Annotated in this window: 21 protein-coding genes; 13 read left to right on the forward strand and 8 right to left on the reverse strand. The window is 61.0% G+C overall.

The window, feature by feature from the left end:
* Positions 1-237: 237 nt before the first annotated feature.
* From ACJ8QI_RS12795 to ACJ8QI_RS12810, 4 genes are all read left to right on the forward strand, one after another.
* Positions 238-444 (forward strand): hypothetical protein, encoded by a 207-nt coding sequence (locus ACJ8QI_RS12795; RefSeq protein ID WP_038877873.1) that lies wholly within the window; start codon positions 238-240, stop codon positions 442-444.
* 54 nt (positions 445-498) lie between these two features.
* A complete protein-coding gene (locus ACJ8QI_RS12800) occupies positions 499-687 on the forward strand; it encodes a DNA polymerase III subunit theta (protein WP_049200522.1) in 189 nt (62 codons plus the stop codon).
* A 90-nt stretch (positions 688-777) separates the two neighbouring features.
* The gene (sbcB, locus tag ACJ8QI_RS12805) at positions 778-2205 is read left to right on the forward strand and encodes an exodeoxyribonuclease I (protein WP_442532611.1); all 1428 of its coding nucleotides are present in this window, start codon (positions 778-780) and stop codon (positions 2203-2205) included.
* A 51-nt stretch (positions 2206-2256) separates the two neighbouring features.
* Positions 2257-2442, forward strand: coding sequence for a hypothetical protein (locus tag ACJ8QI_RS12810; protein WP_185741743.1), 186 nt, complete (start codon positions 2257-2259; stop codon positions 2440-2442).
* Here the strand turns inward: ACJ8QI_RS12810 and ACJ8QI_RS12815 are convergent.
* Both ACJ8QI_RS12815 and ACJ8QI_RS12820 read right to left on the reverse strand, forming a co-directional pair.
* Positions 2439-3806 carry an APC family permease gene (locus tag ACJ8QI_RS12815; RefSeq protein ID WP_099784150.1) on the reverse strand — a complete coding sequence of 456 codons (1368 nt, stop codon included), beginning with the start codon at positions 3804-3806 and terminating at the stop codon, positions 2439-2441. The genes ACJ8QI_RS12810 and ACJ8QI_RS12815 overlap by 4 nt on opposite strands.
* A 534-nt stretch (positions 3807-4340) precedes the next feature.
* Entirely contained in the window at positions 4341-5759 is a 1419-nt protein-coding gene (locus tag ACJ8QI_RS12820; RefSeq protein ID WP_060420247.1) for a glutamine synthetase family protein, read from the reverse strand.
* Between ACJ8QI_RS12820 and ACJ8QI_RS12825 the strand changes: the two genes are divergently transcribed.
* The 6 genes from ACJ8QI_RS12825 to ACJ8QI_RS12850 all read left to right on the forward strand — a co-directional run bounded on the left by ACJ8QI_RS12825 (position 5673) and on the right by ACJ8QI_RS12850 (position 12608).
* Positions 5673-5957 (forward strand): hypothetical protein, encoded by a 285-nt coding sequence (locus ACJ8QI_RS12825; RefSeq protein WP_180547260.1) that lies wholly within the window; start codon positions 5673-5675, stop codon positions 5955-5957. The two genes, ACJ8QI_RS12820 and ACJ8QI_RS12825, sit on opposite strands and share 87 nt — an antisense overlap.
* A gap of 197 nt (positions 5958-6154) precedes the next feature.
* Entirely contained in the window at positions 6155-6712 is a 558-nt protein-coding gene (gene puuR / locus ACJ8QI_RS12830; RefSeq protein ID WP_038877865.1) for an HTH-type transcriptional regulator PuuR, read from the forward strand.
* Positions 6713-6868: 156 nt separating this feature from the next.
* The gene (locus tag ACJ8QI_RS12835; protein WP_442532612.1) at positions 6869-8380 is read left to right on the forward strand and encodes a sugar ABC transporter ATP-binding protein; all 1512 of its coding nucleotides are present in this window, start codon (positions 6869-6871) and stop codon (positions 8378-8380) included.
* Positions 8377-9372 carry an ABC transporter permease gene (locus tag ACJ8QI_RS12840; protein ID WP_033648150.1) on the forward strand — a complete coding sequence of 332 codons (996 nt, stop codon included), beginning with the start codon at positions 8377-8379 and terminating at the stop codon, positions 9370-9372. Before ACJ8QI_RS12835 ends, ACJ8QI_RS12840 begins: the two co-directional genes overlap by 4 nt.
* Before the next feature lie 244 nt (positions 9373-9616).
* Entirely contained in the window at positions 9617-11605 is a 1989-nt protein-coding gene (locus tag ACJ8QI_RS12845) for a ligand-gated channel protein (protein ID WP_060420232.1), read from the forward strand.
* 55 nt (positions 11606-11660) lie between these two features.
* Positions 11661-12608 carry a siderophore ABC transporter substrate-binding protein gene (locus tag ACJ8QI_RS12850; RefSeq protein ID WP_147840099.1) on the forward strand — a complete coding sequence of 316 codons (948 nt, stop codon included), beginning with the start codon at positions 11661-11663 and terminating at the stop codon, positions 12606-12608.
* 33 nt (positions 12609-12641) lie between these two features.
* Here ACJ8QI_RS12850 and ACJ8QI_RS12855 read toward each other — a convergent pair whose 3' ends face one another.
* Both ACJ8QI_RS12855 and ACJ8QI_RS12860 read right to left on the reverse strand, forming a co-directional pair.
* A complete protein-coding gene (locus tag ACJ8QI_RS12855; protein WP_038877856.1) occupies positions 12642-13430 on the reverse strand; it encodes an ABC transporter ATP-binding protein in 789 nt (262 codons plus the stop codon).
* Positions 13427-14509, reverse strand: coding sequence for a FecCD family ABC transporter permease (locus ACJ8QI_RS12860; protein ID WP_087763352.1), 1083 nt, complete (start codon positions 14507-14509; stop codon positions 13427-13429). The genes ACJ8QI_RS12855 and ACJ8QI_RS12860 overlap by 4 nt, the downstream gene beginning before the upstream one ends.
* A 364-nt stretch (positions 14510-14873) precedes the next feature.
* Between ACJ8QI_RS12860 and ACJ8QI_RS12865 the strand changes: the two genes are divergently transcribed.
* Positions 14874-15974, forward strand: coding sequence for a GGDEF domain-containing protein (locus ACJ8QI_RS12865; protein WP_102984366.1), 1101 nt, complete (start codon positions 14874-14876; stop codon positions 15972-15974).
* A gap of 45 nt (positions 15975-16019) precedes the next feature.
* On the opposite strand, the gene ACJ8QI_RS12870 is transcribed toward ACJ8QI_RS12865, so the two are convergent.
* The 3 genes from ACJ8QI_RS12870 to ACJ8QI_RS12880 form a co-directional block, all read right to left on the reverse strand.
* Positions 16020-17498 carry an amino acid permease gene (locus ACJ8QI_RS12870; protein ID WP_025160186.1) on the reverse strand — a complete coding sequence of 493 codons (1479 nt, stop codon included), beginning with the start codon at positions 17496-17498 and terminating at the stop codon, positions 16020-16022.
* A gap of 217 nt (positions 17499-17715) precedes the next feature.
* Positions 17716-18582: a DNA-binding transcriptional regulator YeiE gene (gene yieE, locus ACJ8QI_RS12875; protein ID WP_016926991.1), complete on the reverse strand. Its 867-nt coding sequence runs from the start codon at positions 18580-18582 to the stop codon at positions 17716-17718.
* A gap of 106 nt (positions 18583-18688) precedes the next feature.
* On the reverse strand, positions 18689-18886 hold the full coding sequence (locus ACJ8QI_RS12880; protein WP_038877849.1) for a hypothetical protein: 198 nt from the start codon (positions 18884-18886) through the stop codon (positions 18689-18691).
* 193 nt (positions 18887-19079) lie between these two features.
* Here ACJ8QI_RS12880 and ACJ8QI_RS12885 point away from each other — a divergent pair, with 193 nt between their 5' ends.
* Entirely contained in the window at positions 19080-20153 is a 1074-nt protein-coding gene (locus ACJ8QI_RS12885) for a YeiH family protein (protein WP_060420222.1), read from the forward strand.
* A 101-nt stretch (positions 20154-20254) separates the two neighbouring features.
* A complete protein-coding gene (gene nfo / locus ACJ8QI_RS12890; RefSeq protein WP_016926988.1) occupies positions 20255-21094 on the forward strand; it encodes a deoxyribonuclease IV in 840 nt (279 codons plus the stop codon).
* Positions 21095-21113: 19 nt separating this feature from the next.
* Here nfo and ACJ8QI_RS12895 read toward each other — a convergent pair whose 3' ends face one another.
* Positions 21114-21707, reverse strand: coding sequence for a DJ-1/PfpI family protein (locus tag ACJ8QI_RS12895; RefSeq protein WP_080440205.1), 594 nt, complete (start codon positions 21705-21707; stop codon positions 21114-21116).
* Positions 21708-21843 lie beyond the last annotated feature (136 nt).

The following is a 21843-nucleotide window of genomic DNA, read 5'->3' on the forward strand; positions in this document are numbered from 1 at the left end:
TGAATGTGGAAGATTGTATCTGCGGATAATTAAACAAATATTAAATAGAATTACGGCGCCCCTACTCAATTTTCTTAATATTATCTTAAGGAATCTTTTGAAACATCCATCATGGATTTCGTAACAAAAGAGTCGGGCACGCATTGCGATTAATCCCTACTGTTTAAATACCATTGATGTAGCCCCTGATTTAATTTAACGGTCAATGTTATTTCTCTTCTCGTCCGTGGAGGACTTATGACCTATAACCAAAAAGCCTGGTTGGGGGTTTTGCTGCTGTGCACCCTGTTTTGGGTGGCGGTCATCGGCGGCGCCTGTTCGCTGTATAACCGGGCGGATCGCCTCAATGCACACCAGCCGCAGAGCGAGTTCGCCGCGCGCCACAGCCTGGCCCCCTGCTCGCAGCAAGGCGCTCAGGCGTCCACCGCCCCCCGGAATGGGTAGGGACAAGACCCGCTAACGATCCTATTATGCCCTAAGGTTAACAGGGAGATAACGATGGCTCGAAAGCTGGATAGCTTACCGCAGGCACAACGCGAAAAAATAGAAACCGATTTGCTGGCCATCAGCGTGATCTACAACGAGCGCTACGGCATCGCCTCGACCCAGGCGGAAACGGAACAACAGATCCCCGACCACCTGCTCCCCTACTTTCATCAACGGCTGGATTATTATCGCCGTGCGTAATTGCGCGCATTTCGCTAACCGCCGCTTGGCATCGCTCCCCACGCCGTTACAATAGGGGCATCTTGTATCCGCCACTGAAGAGACGCGATTTTGAGCAGCAAGGCAACGGCCACATTTTATATTCACGATTACGAAACCTTCGGCAAAAGCCCGTCGCTGGATCGCCCGGCGCAGTTCGCCGGCGTGCGCACCGATATGGATTTCAACATTATCGAAGAGCCGCTGGTCATCTACTGCGCCCCGGCCGACGACTACCTGCCGGAACCCGAGGCGGTGATGATCACCGGCATCACGCCGCAGGTGGCGCGCGCCAAAGGCGTTAACGAGGCCGAGTTCACCCGCCAAATCCATCAGGCCTTCAGCGTGGCCGGCACCTGCATTCTCGGTTACAACAACATCCGCTTCGATGACGAAGTGAGCCGCAATATCTTCTATCGCAATTTCTACGATCCCTATGCCTACAGCTGGCAAAACGGCAACTCGCGCTGGGATCTGCTGGATGTGATGCGCGCCTGCTATGCCCTGCGCCCCGACGGCATCGTCTGGCCGGAAAACGAAGACGGCTTCCCCAGCTTCCGCCTCGAACACCTGACGCGCGCCAACGGTGTCGAGCACACGCAGGCTCACGACGCGATGTCGGACGTTTACGCCACCATCGCCATGGCCAAACTGGTCAAGCAGGCGCAGCCCCGGCTGTTCGATTTCCTGCTGCAGCACCGCAACAAGCACAAGCTGAACGCCCTGATCGACGTCGCGGAAATGACGCCGCTGGTGCATGTCTCCGGCATGTTCGGTGCAGCGCGCGGCAACACCAGCTGGGTGTCGCCGTTGGCCTGGCACCCGGACAACAAGAACGCGGTGATCATGTGCGATCTCGCCGGCGATATGACGCCGCTGCTGACGCTGAGCGCCGAGCAGCTGCGTGAACGCCTGTATACCCGCCGCGACGACCTGGCGCCGGATCAGGCGCCGGTGCCGATCAAGCTGGTGCACATCAACAAATGCCCGGTGCTGGCGCCGGCCAAAACCCTGCTGCCGGAGAACGCCGAGCGGCTGGGCATCGATCGCCAGGCCTGCCTGCAGAACCTGCAGCTGCTGAAACAGCACCCGGAAGTGCGCGAGAAAGTGGTGGCGCTGTTCGCCGAAGCCGAGCCGTTCAAAGGCTCCGACGACGTCGACGCCCGGTTGTACGACGGTTTCTTCAGCGACACCGACAAGGCGGCAATGAGGATTATTCAGCAGACCAAGCCGCAAAACCTGCCGGCGTTGGATCTGGCCTTCAGCGACGGCCGCATGAAAGAGCTGCTGTTCCGCTTCCGCGCGCGCAACTACCCGAATACGCTGGACGATGCCGAGCAGCGCCGCTGGCTGCAGCACCGCCAGGAAGCGTTGAGCGCGGAGCGCGTGCAGAGTTACCTGCTGCAGCTCGAATCGCTGTATAACCTGCACGAAGGCGACAAAGAGAAAACCGCCCTGCTGAAAGCGCTGTTCGATTACGGCAAAGAGTTGGTGGGGTAAAACCCGCTGCAAGCAGAAAAGGAAAAGGCCGCGAATGCGGCCTTGAGGTTTATGACAAACCTGATGGCGTTGCCGGGCTTACCGTCGGCAGCCGGTCAAAATAAGGAAAATCAATTCATTGATTTTCGGCTGATAACCACAAGAGAGGAAAAGTCCCGTTTTTTCCTCTCTTGTCAGCACAATAAAAAGGCCGCAAATGCGGCCTTTTTGGTGGCAGAGGAGACGGCTCGCGCTTAGGCGGCGTCTTCGCTCGCTTGCGGCACCGGCAAACGGAAGCTGCGGGTGACGAAGGCCAGGTAGATCAGGCCGATAGCCGCCCAGACCAGACCCAGCGTCATCGAGCTGGCTTCCAGGTTGATCCACAGCGCGCCGACGGTCAGTGCGCCCATCACCGGCAGGATCAGGTAGTTGAACGTGTCCTTCACGGTGCGGTTCATCTTGTCGCGGATATAGAACTGCGAGATCACCGACAGGTTGACGAAGGTGAAGGCCACCAGCGCACCGAAGTTGATCAGCGCGGTCGCGGTCACCAGGTCAAACGATACCGCGGACAGCGCGATGGCGCCCACCAGCAGCACGTTCAGCGCCGGGGTACGCCACTTCGGATGCACATAGCCGAAGAAGCGAGTCGGGAACACGCCGTCGCGGCCCATCACGTACATCAGACGCGAAACGCCCGCATGTGCCGCCATGCCAGACGCCAATACCGTCACGCAGGAGAACACCAGGATCACCGACTGGAAGAACTTGCCCGCCACGTACAGCATGATTTCAGGCTGCGACGCGTCAGGATCCTTGAAGCGCGAGATGTCCGGGAAGTACAGCTGCACGAAGTAAGACACCACGATAAAGATAATGCCGCCGATCAGCGCCGTCAGGAAGATGGCTTTCGGGATCACTTTCTCTGCGTCTTTGGTCTCTTCAGACAGCGAGCTGATGCCGTCGAAGCCCAGGAACGAGAAGCACAGGATGGTCGCGCCGGTAATCATCGGCACCACGTGGGCGTTATCGGACCAGAACGGACGGCTGCTGACCAGCGTACCGGCGCCTTCGCCGTGGTAAATGCCGTTGATCACCAGGCCGAGGAACACGATCATGATCGCCACCTGCACCACCACGATGATGGAGTTCAGGTTAGCCACCAGCTTGATGCCGCGCAGGTTGAAAATCGTCATCAAGCCGACCAGCACCGCCACGAAGATCCAGGACGGGACGCCCGGGAAAATCGCTTCCAGGTAAATCTTGGCCAGCAAGATGTTAATCATCGGCATGAACAGGTAGTCCAGCAGCGATGACCAGCCCACCATAAAGCCGACGTGCGGGCTGATGGCTTTCTGGGCGTAAGTGTAGGCAGAACCGGCGGAAGGGAACTTCTTCACCAGCTTGCCGTAGCTCAGGGCGGTAAACAGGATCGCCAGCAGAGCGAAGGCGTACGCAGTCGCGACGTGACCATCGGTCAGGCCGGATACGATGCCGAAGGTATCGAAGATGGTCATTGGCTGCAGATAAGCCAGGCCCATCATCACTACCGGAACCAAAGTCAGGGTTTTGCGCAGCTGGGTGCGCTGAGCCGGAGCGGCGTTGAGGGTATTATCGGACATTGTTCAGCCCCCCCTTACCTTGAGCCTTGCGGATGGCGGACACGCCAAGACTTAAGGTTGCGGGGAAACTTCGCAACGAGCGACTTAATTCTAAAAGAAGGGGATTGTAAGCTGGATAACGGGTCGAGGAAACCTCGGCTGCTCCATAGTCGCTGCGGCCACAGCGGAAACCGGCGGGCACCGGTGCTAAAGTGAAAAATTGCCCCATCTTTCTAATCCTCATGAGTCACGACCATAAAGTTTTGTTTGATCGTGCACGAAACTATTTATCTATCCGGATCGGTGTCCGGCCTCGCTTGGTGTATGAAACGCTACGTTGGTAAAACTTAATGCAAAAAAAATAACCGACGCGTTAAAACGTCGGCTATCTGCATTTGAGATATTTTGCACCAGAATGCCTCCGGATGACAAGATCCGGAAGCCCTCAAATACAAATTCTTTTTGTCGATCGAACGGAAAACCAGCTCGGCAGGCGAATTAATCCGCTACCAGCAGGCCGGTCGCCCGCACATACCTCTTACTTTATACGCCCATTCAGGCATTTTTCAACATCCAGTCGATCTCGGTTTCCGTCACCCGCCGTTCAAACTGCAGCAGTTCGTCCGTCTTGCAGGCGTGATAAACCTGGGTAAAACGCTCGCCCAGATAATGGGTCAGCGCGTGCTGGTGTTCGAACTCGTACAATGCGTCGCTCTGGCGGATCGGCAACGGCAGCCCCTCCTGCTCCAGGCCGTTGCCGGTCACCGGCTCTGGCAGCGGCAGCGCGTTGTCCAGCCCGTACAGCATGCCGGCCAGGATCGCCGCCATCACCAGATAGGGATTGGCGTCGGCACCGGCCACGCGGTACTCCACCCGGTGGTTCTCCGGTTCGCCGCAGGGAATGCGCAGCGCCACGGTGCGGTTGTTGTGGCCCCAGGCGGCCTGGATCGGCACATACATCCCCGGCTGGAAGCGCCGGTAGGCGTTGACGTTCGGCGCCAGCAGCGCCATCGATGCCGGCATCAGGGTGATCATCCCGGCCAGCGCCTGTTTCAATAGCGGTGAATCCTCGCCTTCCGCGTCGGCGAACAGGTTGTTGCCCGCCCCGTCCTGCATGCTGACATGCACGTGCATGCCGCTGCCGGCGTAATCCTCATAGGGTTTGGCCATAAAGGTGGCGTGCATGTCGTGGTTCTCGGCCACCAGCCGCACCAGCCGCTTCAGCGCCAGCGCGTGGTCGCAGGCCAGCAAGATATCGTCGGTATGACGCAGGTTGACCTCGAACTGCCCCGGCGACGCCTCCGCCACCGCGCCGTCCGCCGGCAGCCCCTGCAGCTTCGCCAGCGCGTCGATGTCGTTCAGCACCTCGGCGAAATGGTTCAGGTTATCGACGGAATACACCTGGCTTTGGGTGTTGCGCTCCTGGGTACCGGGCGCGCACGGCGGCTGCAGATCGCCCTCCGCGTCGCGCTGCCGATCGATGAGATAAAACTCCAACTCTACCGCTGCCACCGGGAACAAGCCGCGCTGCCGCAGCGCCTGCCACACGCGGTTCAGCACATTGCGGGGTTCAACGTCAAAGGGAGTGCCATCTTCATCCAGCATGGTCAGCAGCACCTGGCCGATATGCTCCGGATCGGCGGCCGACGGCGTCAGCGAGCCGGGCACCGGCAGGCATACGCGGTCCGGTTCGCCGAGCTCCTGCCCAAGACCGGTTTCCTCCACCACGTTGCCGAGAATGTCCATGGCGAACACCGACGCGGGGAAGTAGCTGCCTTTTTCCAGTTTTTTCAACCCTGAGACGGGTATGCGTTTGCCGCGGAAGGAACCATTGAGATCGGTGAGAAGGATATCGACATACTGCGTGGCGGGATGGCGTTCCAAATAATGAGCAACCTCATTTTGGAACGCGCTACTTCGCCTCTCTTCATGATGCTGTGCAAAATGTTCAACTGCTGCGCTATTGGTTTGCATACGTCACCCGCCATTATGCTCTTAAGGCGCGTTGGCGCCCGTCCGCCGTTCGATTCAACACATGATTGGATTTCTCGCCAGGCTGCGCCGCTGCTGGGCGCTCAAAATAACATCCACAATATGAAACATAGCCTTAACAGAATAGGTTTGCAAATGTTACAATCCCGTTTGATTATTCGCCACCGGCTGCTAAATTGATAAAATATTGACCGAAAAGGCCTTGCCGTCCTTTTTACGTCAATTATTTCGTCCAACGCACCGAGAGTGAACATGGGCAATATATTTTCCAAACCTGCCCTAACTACCGATATCATGCAGCATCGTTATCGCCCAGACAGGCGCCCGATAGCGATATTCATGTCTGCCTGTCGCCCCTACCAGAAGGAAGTACCGTTATGAGCGAAGCCAGCTTGGCACCGGGCAAACGCCTGTCGCAAATCCGTCAGCAATTGGGTTTGTCGCAGCGCCGGGTCGCCGAACTGTCCGGGTTAACCCACAGTGCGATCAGCACCATCGAACAGGACAAAGTCAGCCCGGCCATCAGCACGCTGCAAAAGCTGCTGAAGGTGTATGGCCTGTCGCTGTCTGAATTCTTTGCCGAACCGGAAGCCGCCGACGAACCGCGCGTGGTGATCGACGCCGAGGACCTGATTGAGATCGGCAGTCAGGGGGTGTCGATGAAGCTGGTGCACAACGGCAGCCCGACGCGCAACCTGGCGATGATGCTGGAAACCTACCAGCCCGGCACCACCACCGGCGAAAAGATCAAGCACCAGGGCGAAGAGATCGGCACCCTGCTGGAAGGCGAGATCGTGCTGACCATCAACGGCCAGAGCTACTGCCTGACCGCCGGCCAGAGTTATGCCATCAACACCGGCATCCCGCACAGCTTCAGCAATACCTCGGCGCGCATCTGCCGCATCGTCAGCGCACACACCCCCACCACCTTCTGACGCTTCTCGCACCGGCGCAGCCTGACGCGGGTTGCGCCCCTGCCCGCCAACGCGTTTTTCACCGCCGTTATGCCATTTTGTTGGTTGCCAACGGCGCAATCTGTGTTACAACAGAGCAGAACAGCCATCTAAACATCTAAACGGCCTTATTGCTCTATGCCAACCGCAACGCCTTCACGCCTCGAGATGCGCAATATCTCGATCGCCTTCGCCGGCTTCAACGCGCTGCAGGACGTAGACTTCACGCTGCAGGGCGGTTCAATCCACGCGCTGGTCGGCGCCAACGGCGCGGGCAAGTCGACGCTGATGGCGATCCTCTCCGGCGCCCACGATCATTATCGCGGCGAGATCCTGATCGACGGCCAGGCGGTGGCGATCCACTCCCCGCTGCAGGCGCGCCTCCACGGTATTCACGTGGTGCAGCAAGAGGTCGATGTCGCGCTGATCCCCACGCTGTCGGTGGCGGAAAACATCATGCTGGACTGGCTGAACGAGCCGGGCCACTGGCTGAACTGGGCGGAGCTGCACCGCCGCGCCGCGCAGTTGCTGCAGCAATGGGCGCTGCCGCTCAACCCGCGCAGGCGGCTGGCGGACTGCACGCTGGCGGAAAAACAGCAGGTGTTGCTGGCGCGTGCGCTGTCGCACCGCTGCCGTTTTCTGGTGCTCGACGAACCGACCGCGCCGCTCGATCGCGCCGAGAGCGAGCGCCTGTTTAACGTGGTGCGCCGCCTGCAATCCGAAGGCATCGGCATCGTGTTTATTTCCCACCGCATCCACGAACTGAGCGACATTTGCGATCGGCTGACGGTGCTGCGCGACGGCCGGCGCGTCAGTGAAGACCCCATGCGCGGGCTGAGCGGCGAGCAGATCGTCGAGAAGATGCTCGGCCATCGGCTGGACGACATTTTCCCGCCGCCGCGCCCGCCGCACGCCGAGCGAACGCTGCTGCAGGTGCAAGGCTTGCGCGATCGCCACAAGCTGCGCGACGTTTCGCTGCGGCTGCATGAGGGCGAAATTCTCGGCATCGCCGGGCTGGCCGGAGCCGGCAAAACCGAGCTGTGCAAAGCGCTGTTCGGCGCCAGCGCCGTGCAGCTCGAGCGCGGCGAACTGCGCGGGCAACCCTGGGCACCGCGCGCGCCGCACCTCTCGGTCGAACAAGGATTGGCGCTGGTGCCGGAAGAGCGCCGCAAAGAGGGCATCTTCATCGATGAGGCGATCCCGATGAACCTGAGCGTCAGCGCCGACGACAGCTTCTCGCGCTGGAGCCTGTTCAGCCGGCGGCAAGCGCTGCGCTGGGCGCGCGAGATCATGCAGCGCCTGAACATTCGCGCCTCGGGCCCGCAACAGCGGCTGGCGCGCCTGTCCGGCGGCAATCAACAAAAAGTGGCGATCGGCAAATGGCTGCGCGGCAACGCCGAGGTGCTGATCTTCGATGAACCGACCAAGGGCGTGGACATCAAGGCCAAGCAAGAGCTGTTTGGCCTGATCGACGGCCTGGCGCGCGCCGGCAAAGGCGTGATTTACGCCTCCGGCGAGTTCGCCGAGCTGGTTGGCCTGTGCGATCGCATCTGCGTGCTGTGGGACGGCCGCATCGTGGCGGAGTTGAACGCCGCCGACATCGACGAAGAAACCTTATTGCTCTATTCCACCGGAGGAACCCCTGCGTGAGTAAAGAATTAGCCCTGCGGCCTGCGCTGCCCTGGCGCCAACAGCTGTTCGATTTCCTCTACAAATGGGGCATGTTGCTGACCGTGGCGGCGCTGATCGCCCTGTTCGGCCTGGCGTCGGACAACTTTCTCGATGCCAACAACATCATCAATATCCTGCGTTCGATCGCCATCGTGACGGTGATCGCCATCGGCGTCTCTATCTCGCTGTCGGTCGGCGGTTTCGATCTGTCGGTCGGCTCAACCGCCTCGTTGGCCAACGCGCTGGTGATTTCGCTGTTCGTCTGGCACGGATTCGGCACCACCGGCGCCATCGTGGTAACGCTGCTGCTGTGCACGCTGGTCGGCCTGTTCAACGCCCTGCTGATCGTGGTGTTCAGAATTCCCGATATGCTGGCGACGCTGGCCAGCCTGTTCGTGATCCAGGGCGTGGCGATGACCTACAGCTACGGCGGATCCATCACCCAAAACATGGTGCTGCCGAATGGTGACATGGCGGAAGGCCTGATCCCGGAGGTGTTTTCCGCCCTCGGCCAGGTGCCGGTGATCGTGCTGATCATGCTGGCGGTCACCGTCGCGGTGCAGCTGTTCCTGTCGTTGACCAAGCATGGCCGCCGCATGTATGCCATCGGCGGCAACCCCGAAGCCGCACGTCTGTCGGGCATCCGCACCGTGCGTTACAGGGTTGCCGCTTACGTCATTTCCTCTTGGCTGGCGGCGCTTGGCGGCATCTTGCTGGCGTCACGTATCGGCTCTTCGCAGGTCAACGCCGGCGGCGGTTATCTGATGGACGCGGTGGCGGCGGCCTATATCGGCTTCTCGCTGGCCGGGGCCGGTAAACCCAATGCGCTCGGCACCCTGATCGGCGCGGTGATCCTCGGCGTGCTGCAAAACGGCCTGGTGATGCTGTCGGTGCCCTACTACGCCATGGACATTATCAAAGGCCTGGTGCTGGCGTTGGCGCTGGCCATCACCTACATCCAGAAGCGCTGATCCTCCCCGGCGCACGCCCGCTGCGCCGCTTTTCCCTTTAATTCATCCGGTTACCCTTTCCCGTCAGCAGAACAAGCATACAAATGATATGAATTATCATTAGCGTTTACATTCAGTAAAAAATCCTTACAATACCCTCACGCAACGCTGACGAAGCGAAGTATTTCTCAGCGAACGATGAATAATTTCATTAGAAATTCAATTGGTTAATTACTTTCACTTCAATCCAGGAAAGGTTTACCTCATGGAAACGCCACGTTACAGCAAGCTCGCCGCTCTGGTCGTCGCCTCACTCAGCGCCACCGCCGCGCTGGCCGCGCCGCAGGATGACACCCAGGACACCATGGTCGTCACCGCCTCCGGCTTCCAGCAAAAAATTCAGGACTCCGCCGCTTCCATCTCGGTGATCCCACGCCAGCAAATTGAAGACAAGGCCTATCGCGACGTGACCGACGCGCTGAAAGACGTGCCGGGCGTGGTGGTCACCGGCGGCGCCAGCAGCAGTGACATCAGCATCCGCGGCATGTCCTCCAAGTACACGCTGATCCTGGTGGACGGCAAGCGCGTTGACACCCGCGGTACCCGTCCGAACAGCGACAACGCCGGCATCGAACAGGGCTGGCTGCCGCCGATGGAAGCCATCGAGCGTATCGAAGTGGTGCGCGGGCCGATGTCTTCGCTGTACGGTTCCGACGCCATGGGCGGCGTGATCAACGTCATCACCCGCAAGACCTCCCGCACCGAGTGGAAAGGCTCGCTGCACGGCGACGCCACCCTTCAGGAAAACCGCGATTCCGGCGATCTGTTCCAGACCAACGCCTACGCCTCCGGCCCGCTGATTGAAGGCCTGCTCGGCGTGCGGGTCAACGGCTTGCTGTCGCGCCGCGCCGAAGATAAAATCGCCAACGGTTACAACGAACAGCGCATGCGCAGCGGCACCGCGGTGTTCACCCTGACGCCGGACGAGAAAAACGAATTCGACTTCGAAATCGGCCGCTCGCTGCAGGATCGCAACAGCACACCGGGCAAATCGGTGGTGGCAGAGCGTTGCAGCAAAGGCAAGTGCAAACCTACCTCTCGCAGCGAAGATCTCTACACGCGCACCAACTACTCGCTGACCCACAACGGTTATTACGACTTCGGCAACTCCACCAGCTACGTTCAGCGGGAAGAGACCAATAACCCGGGCCGCAAGATGAAGATGTACAACACCATCTTCAACACCCAGAACCAGTTCGAGCTGGGTTCCCACATGCTGAACCTCGGCGGCCAATACCGCTATGAGAAACTGGGCGACAGCGGCAACCAGCTGAGCTCGGCGAAAGACGTCAACCAGCTGACGCGCTGGAGCTGGGCGCTGTTCGCCGAAGACGAATGGGCGCTGACCAATGACTTCAGCCTGACCAGCGGCATCCGTATGGATCGCGATCAGAACTTCGGCAGCCACTGGTCGCCGCGCATGTACGGCGTCTGGCACCTGACCGAGCAGTGGACGATGAAAGGCGGCGTCTCCGCCGGCTACCGTTCGCCGGATCTGCGCCAATCCTCCGCCAGCTGGGGCCAGGTCACCGGCGGCGGCGTGCGTAACGGCATCATCGTCGGCAACCCGGATCTGCAGCCGGAGAAGAGCCTGAGCGAAGAGATCGGCCTGATGTGGGATAGCCTGAAAGGCGTCAACGCCGGCGTGACGGTCTTCAACACCGACTTCAAGAACAAGATCACCGAAGTACGCCGCTGCGAAGACACGCCGGACTGCAAGATCGGCAACGATGTCTATGACTTTATCAGCGATCGCGTCAACGTCGACAAAGCCAATATGCGCGGCGTAGAGGCCACCTTCGGCTGGCAGATCAACAAAGACTGGAAGTGGAACACCAACTACACCTACACCGCTTCCGAACAGAAGAGCGGCGACTTCCAGGGTAAGGCGCTCAACCAGATGCCGAAGCACATGCTCAACACCGTGCTGGACTGGCAGGCCACGCAGGACCTCAGCCTGTGGTCGCGCGTCAACTTCCGCAGCCGCACCTCTGACTACCTGAGCCGCACGTCGATGGAGACCAGCACCCCATCCTACACCTTTGTCGATGCGGGCCTGAGCTATCAGGCGGCGAAGAACCTGCAGCTGACCGGCGGGGTTTACAACATCCTCGACAAAACCGTGGATTACGACCACTACCGCACCACGCTGGACGGCCGCCGTTACACCGTCGGCATGACCTACAACTTCTGATGCCCCTGGGCGCGCGCTGCGCGCCCTTTTCATTCCATCACCGTGAGGAAGCTCCATGAGATTACGCCGCTCCCCCCTGATGATCGCCCTGCTGGCCGCGATGGCGCTGGCGGGTTGCCACAGCAAAACCGACGCGCCGGTGGCGCCGGCCACCGTCAACGTCCAGCACCTGAACGGCAGCACCGAGGTGAAAAAGCACCCGCAGCGCATCGTGGTGCTGGATTACGCCTCGCTTGAAACGCTGCAGCTGTTGGGTGTCGAGCCGCTGGCGCTGCCCGGCAACCGCAAGAACTTGCCGGATAATCTGAAGCGCTATCAGGATGACAAATACCTCAATGCCGGCACCCTGTTCGAGCCGGATATGGCCGTGCTGCGCGCCGCCAAGCCGGATCTGATCCTGATCGCCGGCCGCGCTGCCAAAGCCTATGACGAGCTGAACGCGCTGGCGCCGACGCTGAACATGTCCGTCGATCCGCAGGATCAGTTGGGCAGCCTGAAACAGCGCACGCTGCAGCTGGGCGAGCTGTTCGATAAGCAGCAGCAGGCGCAGGCGGCGGTTGATAAGCTGGATGCGCAGATCGCGGCGGTCAAACCGCAGGCCGCTCAGGCCGGGCGCGGGCTGGTGGTGCTGTTCTCCGGCGGCAAGATCAGCGCCTACGCCCCCAAGAGTCGTTTCAGCTTCGTCTATGACGCCCTCGGCTTCTCGTCTGCGCTGCAGTCCGACGAAAAAGACGTGCGCGGCAACAAGCTGACGCCTGAGCAGGTGGCCAAACTGAATCCGGACTGGCTGTTCGTTATCGACAGAGACGCCGCGACCGGACGGCCGAACGCGGTGGCACCGCAGAAAATCCTTACCGGTACCGCGCTGAAGAAAACCACGGCGGTGAAAAAAGGCCAGGTGGTTTACCTGCCGGCGGCCGAGGTGTATCTGTCCGGCGGCATCGTCACCGCCCAGCACGTCGTCGAACGCGTGAGCGAGGCGCTGAACCACACTGCGCGATAAAGAAAGCCCGGCGATGCCGGGCTTTTTCTTGGGTTAAATCGTCGGCTGGTTTACCAGCCCGTCTATCAGCACCTGCGGCGTGCCCTGCGAGCAGCGTTCGATGCGCCCGCGCACGCCGTAGACCCGTGCCAGGCTCTGCGGCGTAATCACCTGCTCCGGCGCACCGTCGGCGATCAGATCGCCATCCTGCAGCATCAGCACGTGGTCGCCGTGGCGCAGCGCGATGTTGATGTCATGCACTACCACCACCGTCACGATATTGCGCTTGCGGGTTTCGCGGCGCACCAAATCCATCACGTGGAACTGATAGTTGAGATCGAGCGCGCTCAGCGGCTCATCCAGCAGCAACAGCGAGGGCTGACGGATCAGTGACTGCGCCAATCCCACCAGCTGTTTCTGGCCGCCGGACAGTTGATCGAGGTAGCTCAGCGCCAGGTGCGCGATGCCCAACTGCTCCAGCAGGGCCATCACTTCCGCTTCGCTGCCGGCGTTGCTGCGGCCGCCCGAGGCGCGCTGCGCCACGATGATCGACTCCAGCACGTGCAGATGCACCCCGGCGGGCAGCGACTGCGGCAGATAGACCACTTTCTCCGCCCGACGGGCGAACGGCATCTGCATCAGATCGCCGTCGTCCAGCCACAGCTTGCCCTGCGCCGGGTTCAGCCCGGCCAGCGAGCGCAGCAGCGTCGATTTGCCGCTGCCGTTCGGCCCCAGCAGCACGGTGATTTGCCCGCGCGGCAGCATCGGCACCGAGAGATCGTCGATCACCGGGCGCTTCGGGTAGCCCGCCGAGAAGTTTTCTATTCGTAAGCCCTGGATCATACGTTCCCCCGGTGGCGCAGAATAATGCTCAGGAAGAACGGCACCCCGACCAGCGACGTGACGATGCCCACCGGAATGATCACCCCGGGCACCAGATTTTTCGACGCCACCGAGGCCATCGACAGCACCAGCGCGCCAATCAGCGCGCTGGCCGGCAGATAGAAGCGGTGATCTTCGCCGAAGATCATGCGGGCGATGTGCGGCGCCACCAGGCCGATAAAGCCGATCGGCCCGACGAAGGCCACCGCCAGCGCCGAGAGAATGCTGATGCGCAGCAGCGTGGCCAGCCGCAGACGGCGCACATCGATACCGAAGCTCACCGCCCGATCTTCACCCAGACGCAGCGCGGTCAGTTTCCACGAGCTCATCATCGACAGCGGCAGCAGCACGGCGAAAACGCCGAACAGGATGCCCAGCTTGTCCCACGAGGCGCGCGCCAGGCTGCCCATGGTCCAGAATACCAGCCCCTGCAGCGTGTCCTCGCTGGCGATGAACTGCATCATCGATACCAGCGCGTTGAAGGTAAACACCAGTGCGATGCCGAACAGCACCACGCCGGAGGTGGCGACCCGCGTCCAGCGCGTGATGCCGTCGAGCATCAGCGCGGCGAACAGCGCAAAGATAAAGGCGTTGGCGGAGATGAACCACTGATCGGGAATGCCCGGAATGCCGATGCCGAGCACGATCGCCAGCGCGGCGCCAAAGGCCGCGGCGGAAGACACGCCGAGGGTAAAGGGGCTGGCCAGCGGGTTATTCAGGATGGTCTGCATTTCCGCCCCGGCCAGGCCGAGCGCAAAGCCCACCACCACCGCCATCAGCGCATAAGGCAAGCGGATGTCCCAGACGATCACCCGCGTGCCGGCATCGGCCGCGGCGGGATCGAGCAGCGTTTGCCATAAGGACGACAGCGACAGCCCGGACGGCCCCATGGTGAAATCCAGCAGCAGCGAGCCCAGGATTGCCAGTGCCAACACGCCCATCATCAACAGGCGATGGCGAAGAATATGCTGATAACGCCCCATCACGCCGGCGTCGGGTTGCCCCTTGGCTTCAGTCATGGGATCGGTGGATACGCTCATTAGTTAGGATACCTGTTACAACCATCATGACAGCGGCGCGAAAGCGTCCGCCGTAAACCGGAAAGCGCGCGGCGACAGCCTGCGCGCAGCCGTTAACAATAAAGCAAACGATAATACTTATCAATCATATCAATAGGTGAAAACGGCGTTAAGAAAATGTAATAAATTGTTTTCTATCGCCATTTTTCATCCCCTCGCCTTTACCCCGCCAACGGCCATTAGGTTCATTATTCTGAAAGTTATTCCTGATCCGACCAGACTCTGACAAATAACGAAAAAACCACTTAGAATCCAAAACCACAGCACCGCGCGTGCAAAAAACCTTCAGGCCGCCGCAAGAGCGGCCTTTATTGACGAGGCTGTAATGAGAAGTCCATCTCCGGCGGTAACGCCCAAACGCCCGGCGCTGCTGAACTGGCTGTTGTACAGCCCGCTGCACGCCGACGACGAGCCGTTTCAACGCCAGCTGCGGCTCACGCTGACGCCCTCTCCCCTCACCCCCTGGCTGAATGCCGTGGGGCCGGCGGCGCTGTTGGTGGGGTACGCCTGGCTGAACCAGCGGCTGGTCGGCATCGGTTTGCTGCTGCTGCTGTTGCTGTTAACCGCCGGACGCGCCGGGTTGGCGCAGCGGCGCCAACCCGCCTGGCCGGACGCCATGCTGGTGACAGTGCTGCTGTGGATGCTGCTGGTCGGCGCCAGCGCCGCGCTGGCGATGCTGTCAGGCCGCTTCGTTTTAATCCTGTTCGCCGGGCTGACGATCACCGCCCTGGCCTGCTGGCTGATGCAGCGCCACGCCGCCGCGCCGCGCTTCGCGCTGCTTGAGGTGATCGCGCTGACGCTGCCCTACCTGCTGGCGGCGCCGCTGTCGCGCGTGCAAAACCTGTTTGTCCTGGCGGACCTCGCGCCGCTGTGGCTGGTGCTGGCCCATGGCATGATCGCTCGCTACCACCGTCAGCGGGTACAGCACGTCACGCTGGCTTGGGAGAAGCAGCAGGCGTCGCACCGCGATCGCCTGACCGGCTTCCTCAACCGAGCGGGCGGCGAGGTGGTGATGCGCAGCATCTGCCGCCCCGCAGCAGCGCAGACGATCTCCCACCTGTTCATTCTTGAGTTCGGTCCGCTGGCTGCGCTCTACCAAAGCCACGGCGTCCAGATTGGCGATGACGTGCTGCGCACCGTCGGCGAGCGCCTCAAGACGCTGATCCGCCCCAGCGACTACGTCTGCCGCTATACCGGCGGCCTGTTTTTGATACTGGTGCACGATCTGCCCTACGGCGCGGAAAGCGAGTTCCTCGCGCGCATCGTGCCGCCGCTGGAGGCACCCTACGATTTTGGCGCGTTCGGCGAGGTGAACATGCAGCTCAACGCCGGCATTTTGGCGCTGACGCAGGATTATGCGACGGTGGAAAATTTGATGAGCTCGGCGCAGCAGGCGCTGGCGGAAGCCAAAGGCGGGAAAAAGTAAAACCACACGCGGCGGGAACCCCCGCCGCGTCTCACTCTCCGAAAATTACTTCACGTCCATCTTCGGGAATTCCATTTCGCTGTACTTCACGACGCGGGTGCCGCGCGACAGCTTGTAACCAAACCAGATCAGCAGGAACAGCGGAATGCCGATGTAGGTCGCGGTCACGCCGTACCAGTCGATCTTGTCTTGCAGGAAGGCCTGGTAGTTCTGGCCCAGGGTAATGATCAGGCACAGCACGAAGGCGAAGATCGGCCCCAGCGGGAAGAACCCGGAACGGTACGGCAAGTCGTTCAGATCGCGCCCCTGCAGCATGTAACCGCGACGGAAGCGATAGTGGCTGATGGCGATGCCCAACCAGGCGATGAAACCGGTCATGCCCGAGGTATTCAGCAGCCACAGGTAAACCGACTGGTTGCCGAACATCGACGTCAGGAAGCACAGCCCGGCCACCACGCAGGTCGCGTACAGCGCGTTGCGCGGCACGCCGCCTTTCGACAGCTTGGCGAAGATGCGCGGCGCCTTGCCTTCCGACGCCAGGGTGAACAGCATGCGGGTAGAGGCGTACATGCCCGAGTTACCGGCCGACAGCACCGCCGTCAGGATCACCGCGTTCATCACCGCCGCCGCCGACAGCAGGCCGGCATGCTGGAACACCAGGGTGAACGGGCTGACGCTGATGTCCTTCACGTCGTTGCGCAGCAGGCTCGGATCGGTATACGGAATGATCAGGCTGATGATCAGAATGGCGAAGATATAGAACAGCAGGATACGCCAGAACACCTGACGCACCGCGCGCGGGATGTTTTTACCCGGGTTTTCCGATTCGCCGGCCGCGATGCCGATGAGTTCGGTGCCCTGGAACGAGAAGCCGACGATCATGGCCACGCCGATCATCGCCGAGAAGCCACCGGCGAACGGCGCGTCCCCTATCGTCCAGTTCTGCCAGCCGGCGTGCTCGCCACCCTTCAGAATGCCGACGATCATCAGCACGCCGACGGCGATGAAGATAATCACGGTGCTGACCTTGATCAGCGCGAACCAGTATTCCGCCTCGCCGAACCCTTTCACCGAAATGTAGTTCAGCAGGAACATCAGGCCGAGGAACAGCGCGCTCCAGATCCAGCCGGGGGTGTCCGGGAACCAGTAGCTCATCACCAACTGCGAGGCCACCAGATCAACGGCGATGGTCACCGCCCAGTTGTACCAGTAGTTCCAGCCCAGCGCGAAGCCGAAGCCTTCTTCCACGTATTTGGCGCCGTAAGTGGAGAATGAACCGGAGACCGGCATAAAGGCCGCCAGTTCGCCCAGGCTGGTCATCAGGAAGTACACCATCAAACCGATCAGCGCGTAAGACAACAGCGCCCCGCCGGGGCCTGCCTGAGAAACCGTGGCCCCCGAGGCGACGAACAGGCCGGTGCCGATGGAGCCGCCGATGGCGATCATGGTCAAATGCCGGGCTTTCAGCTCGCGGCGCAATCCGGGTGCTTGCTGCCCCGATGTTTTTATATCCTGCTGAGCCATTCGTACCCTATCTGCTCTTTGAAAAATGAGGGCGGATTGTAACAAATACCCGCCGGTGAACTAGCAACATTGCACTGATATAAGATAGCTTCATAATTCAGAGGCAATTATTAGCCGCGGCCCTTATGGCCTTACTTACTCTCATTAATGTGAGCGCGCGCAGGTTTTTATGCTTTTTCCGGCCTGCGCGGCAGCAGAGGGCGTGACGCGCTGCCGATTACAGCGCGCAATAGCTGAGAAAACGCTGTAATGCGTTGGAAATGTGCTTTTGCCGATGGCGGATCAGGTACAGGGTGCGCCGCAGCGGCGGCAGCGGTACCGGCAGTTCTACCAGCGCGCCGCTGGCCAGCTGTTCCGCCACCACCCGCCGCGACAGGCAGCTGATGCCGATGCCGTGCCGCACCGCGTGCTTGATAGCCTCCGAGTTGCCGAGCTCCATCACCAGCTGGAAGTGCGGCAGGTGCGCCAACAGCAGATGATCCAGCACCTCGCGGGTGCCCGAACCGCGCTCGCGCAAGATCCACGGCGCATTGGCCAACGCCTCGAGCGTCGGCGGTTGACGGGTCAGCGGGTTGTCCGGCGCGGCGAACACCACCAGCTCGTCCTCCAGCCACGGCTGCGTCACCAGCTCCGGCATATGGCAAGGCCCTTCGATCAGCCCCAGATCGACGCGGAAATCCGCCACCGCTACGATCACGTCCTGGCTGTTGCCGACGTTCAGCTCCAGCGGCGTGGCCGGAAAGTCCCGGCGGTAACGGGCGATCATCTCCGGCAGCATGTAGTTGCCGATGGTACTGCTGGCGGCGATGCGCAGCGCCCCGCCGTCATGGCGAAACAGCTGCTCGATCTCCCCCGCCTGCTCCAGCAGCGCCAGCGCCTTGGGATACAACAACCGGCCGTGCTCGTTGATCACCAGCCGTTTGCCGACGCGATCGAACAGCTGCACGCCCAGTTGCCCCTCCAGATCCGCCAGCGCCGCGCTGACCGCCGACTGCGACAGCGCCAGCACCACCGAGGCCTGAGTGGTCGAACCGCTTTTCAGCACTTCGGTGAAGACTTCCAGTTGACGCAACGTGATATGCATAGCCGTCCCGGTAGTGAAAAAGGGTTCTGCCAGAGAACCACAAAATGATGTCAACATGATGTGGGTAGCCCGGCGAGGCTACCCGGTTTACGGCCAATTCGGCCCGTTACTTGCCCAAGGCGACCAGCTGCGCCGCCGCGGCCAGCACCGCCTCGCGCGGCGTGCCGGCTTCGTCCCGCTGTATTAATTGCAGCATCGCCACCAGGCGATCGCGATCGACCACCTTGTTTTCTTCAATCAACCGCCGCACCGCGCGCCCCACTTCCTGGTCTATCTGCTCTCTGCGTTGATCGTCGGTATCCATCGCCTGCTCCTGTTCAGTTGGAAAGTTGACGGCGGCTCGCCGCTCCTCCTCACCCTAGCCGCAATGCGGCTTTATGCCAATGCCTGACGCCATACCACTTATTCAGATAGGTTATAAATATATAATCAATTTCTCTTTTATTCAGCCCAAACGTACTCTTAGCAGCAAGAAACAGACTGAAGGACTGACTTTTATGGCGACTGATACCACTCACACTTATCCCGAGCGACGCTTTCCGCTGTTCGGCCTGCCGCGCCTGGTGCCGGGGCTGGCGCTCACCGGCGCGCTCACCGCGCTGGCCGTCTGGGCCGGCGACATTCCCTGGGTGGCGGAGCTGGGCCTGGGGGCGCTGACGCTGGCGATCCTGTTCGGCATTCTGGTGGGCAACACGCTGTATCCCCGCTGGCAAACCGTTTGTCACGGCGGCGTACAGCTGGCCAAACAACGCCTGCTGCGTCTGGGCATTATCCTTTACGGCTTCCGCCTGACCTTTCAGCAAATCGCCGACGTGGGCGCCAGCGGCATCATCATCGATGCGCTGACCCTGACCACCACCTTCCTGCTGGCCTGCTGGCTCGGCAAGAAAGTGTTTGGCATCGACAGCCAGACCGCGATGCTGATCGGCGCCGGCAGCAGCATTTGCGGCGCGGCGGCGGTGATGGCCACCGAGCCGGTGCTGAAGGCCGACTCCAGCAAAGTGGCGGTGGCGGTCTCGACCGTGGTGGTGTTCGGCACCCTGGCGATCTTCGCCTACCCATGGCTGTATCAGCTGAATGAACACTTCCAGTGGCTGCCGTTCAGCCAGGAAACCTTCGGCATCTACGCCGGCTCCACCATCCACGAAGTGGCTCAGGTGGTTGCGGCCGGGCACGCCATTGGGCCGGACGCCGAAAATGCGGCGGTGATCGCCAAGATGATCCGCGTGATGATGCTGGCGCCGTTCCTGCTGCTGCTGTCGGGCTACATCAGCCGCGGCAGCGCAGGCAAGGCGGAAAAATCCGCCATCACCATTCCGTGGTTTGCCGTGCTGTTTATCGCCGTCGCCGGGCTGAACTCCTTCAACCTGCTGCCGGCCACGCTGGTGCACCATCTGATCACCGCCGACACCTGGATGCTGGCGATGGCGATGGCGGCGTTGGGGCTGACCACCCACATCAGCGCCGTGCGCCAGGCCGGGATGAAACCGATTCTGTTGGCCACGCTGCTGTTCGTCTGGCTGCTGGTCGGCGGCGGCGCGATAAACCAGCTGGTGCAACACTGGCTCTAATCATCCCCTTCAGCGGCCCGCTTCGGCGGGCCGCCGCTTTTCATCATTCAATCCGCCCGCCATCAATGCCATAATGTCACCGATAACACAGGAGAATGAAGATGAAGTTTGTCGGTGCACATGTCAGCGCGTCAGGCGGCGTGGATCAGGCGGTTATCCGCGCGCACGAATTGGAGGCGACCGCGTTCGCCCTGTTCACCAAAAATCAGCGTCAATGGAAGGCCGCGCCGCTGGCCGCCGACGTGATCGATAAGTTCAAGAGCGCCTGCGCGCAGTACGGCTTCGGGCCGGGGCAAATCCTGCCGCACGACAGCTACCTGATCAACCTGGGCCACCCGGTGGCCGAGGCGTTGGAAAAATCGCGCGAGGCGTTTATCGACGAGTTGCAGCGCTGCGAACAGCTGGGGCTAACGCTGCTGAACTTCCACCCGGGCAGCCACCTGCTGCAAATCGATGAAGACAAGTGCCTGGCGCGCATCGCCGAATCGATCAACATCGCGCTGGACAAAACCGCCGGCGTGACGGCGGTGATCGAAAACACCGCCGGCCAGGGCAGTAACCTGGGCTTCAAATTCGAACATCTGGCGGCGATCATCGACGGCGTGGAAGACAAGAGCCGCGTCGGCGTTTGCATCGACACCTGCCACGCCTTCGCCGCCGGATACGATCTGCGTACCGAAGAAGAGTGCGAGCGCACTTTTAAGCAGCTTGGCGACATCGTCGGTTTCAACTACCTGCGCGGCATGCACCTGAACGACGCCAAGAGCGAGTTCAACAGCCGCGTCGACCGCCACCACAGCCTGGGAGAGGGCAACATCGGCAAAACGGTGTTCAGCTACATCATGCGCGATCCGCGTTTCGACAATATCCCGCTGATTCTGGAAACGGTAAATCCGGATATCTGGGCGGAAGAGATCGCCTGGCTGAAGGCACAGCAGTAACCCACCTCTGGCCGCTCGCCTAGGCGCGAGCGGTTTCCCCCACCGCGTGCTCCGCCGCCAGCATGGCGCTGAGCTGGCGCAGCGTCTCTTCATCCAGGCCCGCAGCCCTGAACACGGCGGTGGTAAAGCTGACCGGCGCCGATCCCGGTGCCGTAATGACACGGTCATCCACGACGGCGGCGGCGCTCGCAACGAAATGGCGCTGCCCGGTGTAGCCCTCAGCATGGCGCGTCAAAAACCCAGCATCGTTGGAGGTATGCGCCCTGCCGTTCAACAGGCCGGCCCGCGCCAGCGCCAACGTTCCACCGCAAATGCCCGTCAAGGTTGCGCCGCGTTGAAACTGCTCGTTGAGCAACGCGCTGATGTCCGGCGCCCGTTCGGTTTCCCACAGGGTACCGCCGACCACCACCAGCACCTCGGGGCGCCAATCCGCCAATTCGGCCACGCTTTTTTCAACCTCTACCGTCAGCCCGCCCTGCGAGCGAAACTTTCCGGGCTGCGGCGCAAAAAACGCCACCTCCAGCCCATAAAACGGGCCGCCAACGCCGGCAATCAGCGCGTATTCCCAATCGGCGAAACCGGATGCCAGTACGATCGCCACTTTTTTAGCCACGGATGAATCTCCTTGAGTCATTCCTTGTTCGCATGAACAAAGTCGCGCTGTCAGCTTAGAAAGCGGTGTGGCTTTTGGCCAGGGGTAAATCGTGCTAACGGCCTAAACCACAAACAAAAACGCGCAGCCCAGGGCT

Origin of the sequence: Serratia sp. CY84636 (assembly GCF_052166245.1) — a bacterium.
In the GTDB taxonomy this organism is placed as follows: Bacteria; Pseudomonadota; Gammaproteobacteria; order Enterobacterales; family Enterobacteriaceae; genus Serratia; species Serratia nevei.

Excerpts from the sequence above, each read along its gene's own strand:
- ACJ8QI_RS12795 (WP_038877873.1), top strand. The coding sequence starts at position 238 with ATGACCTATAACCAAAAAGCCTGGTTGGGGGTTTTGCTGCTGTGCACC.
- ACJ8QI_RS12800 (WP_049200522.1), top strand. The coding sequence starts at position 499 with ATGGCTCGAAAGCTGGATAGCTTACCGCAGGCACAACGCGAAAAAATA.
- ACJ8QI_RS12810 (WP_185741743.1), top strand. The coding sequence starts at position 2,257 with ATGACAAACCTGATGGCGTTGCCGGGCTTACCGTCGGCAGCCGGTCAA.
- ACJ8QI_RS12815 (WP_099784150.1), bottom strand. The coding sequence starts at position 3,806 with ATGTCCGATAATACCCTCAACGCCGCTCCGGCTCAGCGCACCCAGCTG.
- ACJ8QI_RS12825 (WP_180547260.1), top strand. The coding sequence starts at position 5,673 with ATGAGCAACCTCATTTTGGAACGCGCTACTTCGCCTCTCTTCATGATG.
- ACJ8QI_RS12820 (WP_060420247.1), bottom strand. The coding sequence starts at position 5,759 with ATGCAAACCAATAGCGCAGCAGTTGAACATTTTGCACAGCATCATGAA.
- puuR (WP_038877865.1), top strand. The coding sequence starts at position 6,155 with ATGAGCGAAGCCAGCTTGGCACCGGGCAAACGCCTGTCGCAAATCCGT.
- ACJ8QI_RS12835 (WP_442532612.1), top strand. The coding sequence starts at position 6,869 with ATGCCAACCGCAACGCCTTCACGCCTCGAGATGCGCAATATCTCGATC.
- ACJ8QI_RS12845 (WP_060420232.1), top strand. The coding sequence starts at position 9,617 with ATGGAAACGCCACGTTACAGCAAGCTCGCCGCTCTGGTCGTCGCCTCA.
- ACJ8QI_RS12850 (WP_147840099.1), top strand. The coding sequence starts at position 11,661 with ATGAGATTACGCCGCTCCCCCCTGATGATCGCCCTGCTGGCCGCGATG.
- ACJ8QI_RS12855 (WP_038877856.1), bottom strand. The coding sequence starts at position 13,430 with ATGATCCAGGGCTTACGAATAGAAAACTTCTCGGCGGGCTACCCGAAG.
- ACJ8QI_RS12860 (WP_087763352.1), bottom strand. The coding sequence starts at position 14,509 with ATGAGCGTATCCACCGATCCCATGACTGAAGCCAAGGGGCAACCCGAC.
- ACJ8QI_RS12865 (WP_102984366.1), top strand. The coding sequence starts at position 14,874 with ATGAGAAGTCCATCTCCGGCGGTAACGCCCAAACGCCCGGCGCTGCTG.
- ACJ8QI_RS12870 (WP_025160186.1), bottom strand. The coding sequence starts at position 17,498 with ATGGCTCAGCAGGATATAAAAACATCGGGGCAGCAAGCACCCGGATTG.
- yieE (WP_016926991.1), bottom strand. The coding sequence starts at position 18,582 with ATGCATATCACGTTGCGTCAACTGGAAGTCTTCACCGAAGTGCTGAAA.
- ACJ8QI_RS12880 (WP_038877849.1), bottom strand. The coding sequence starts at position 18,886 with ATGGATACCGACGATCAACGCAGAGAGCAGATAGACCAGGAAGTGGGG.
- ACJ8QI_RS12885 (WP_060420222.1), top strand. The coding sequence starts at position 19,080 with ATGGCGACTGATACCACTCACACTTATCCCGAGCGACGCTTTCCGCTG.
- nfo (WP_016926988.1), top strand. The coding sequence starts at position 20,255 with ATGAAGTTTGTCGGTGCACATGTCAGCGCGTCAGGCGGCGTGGATCAG.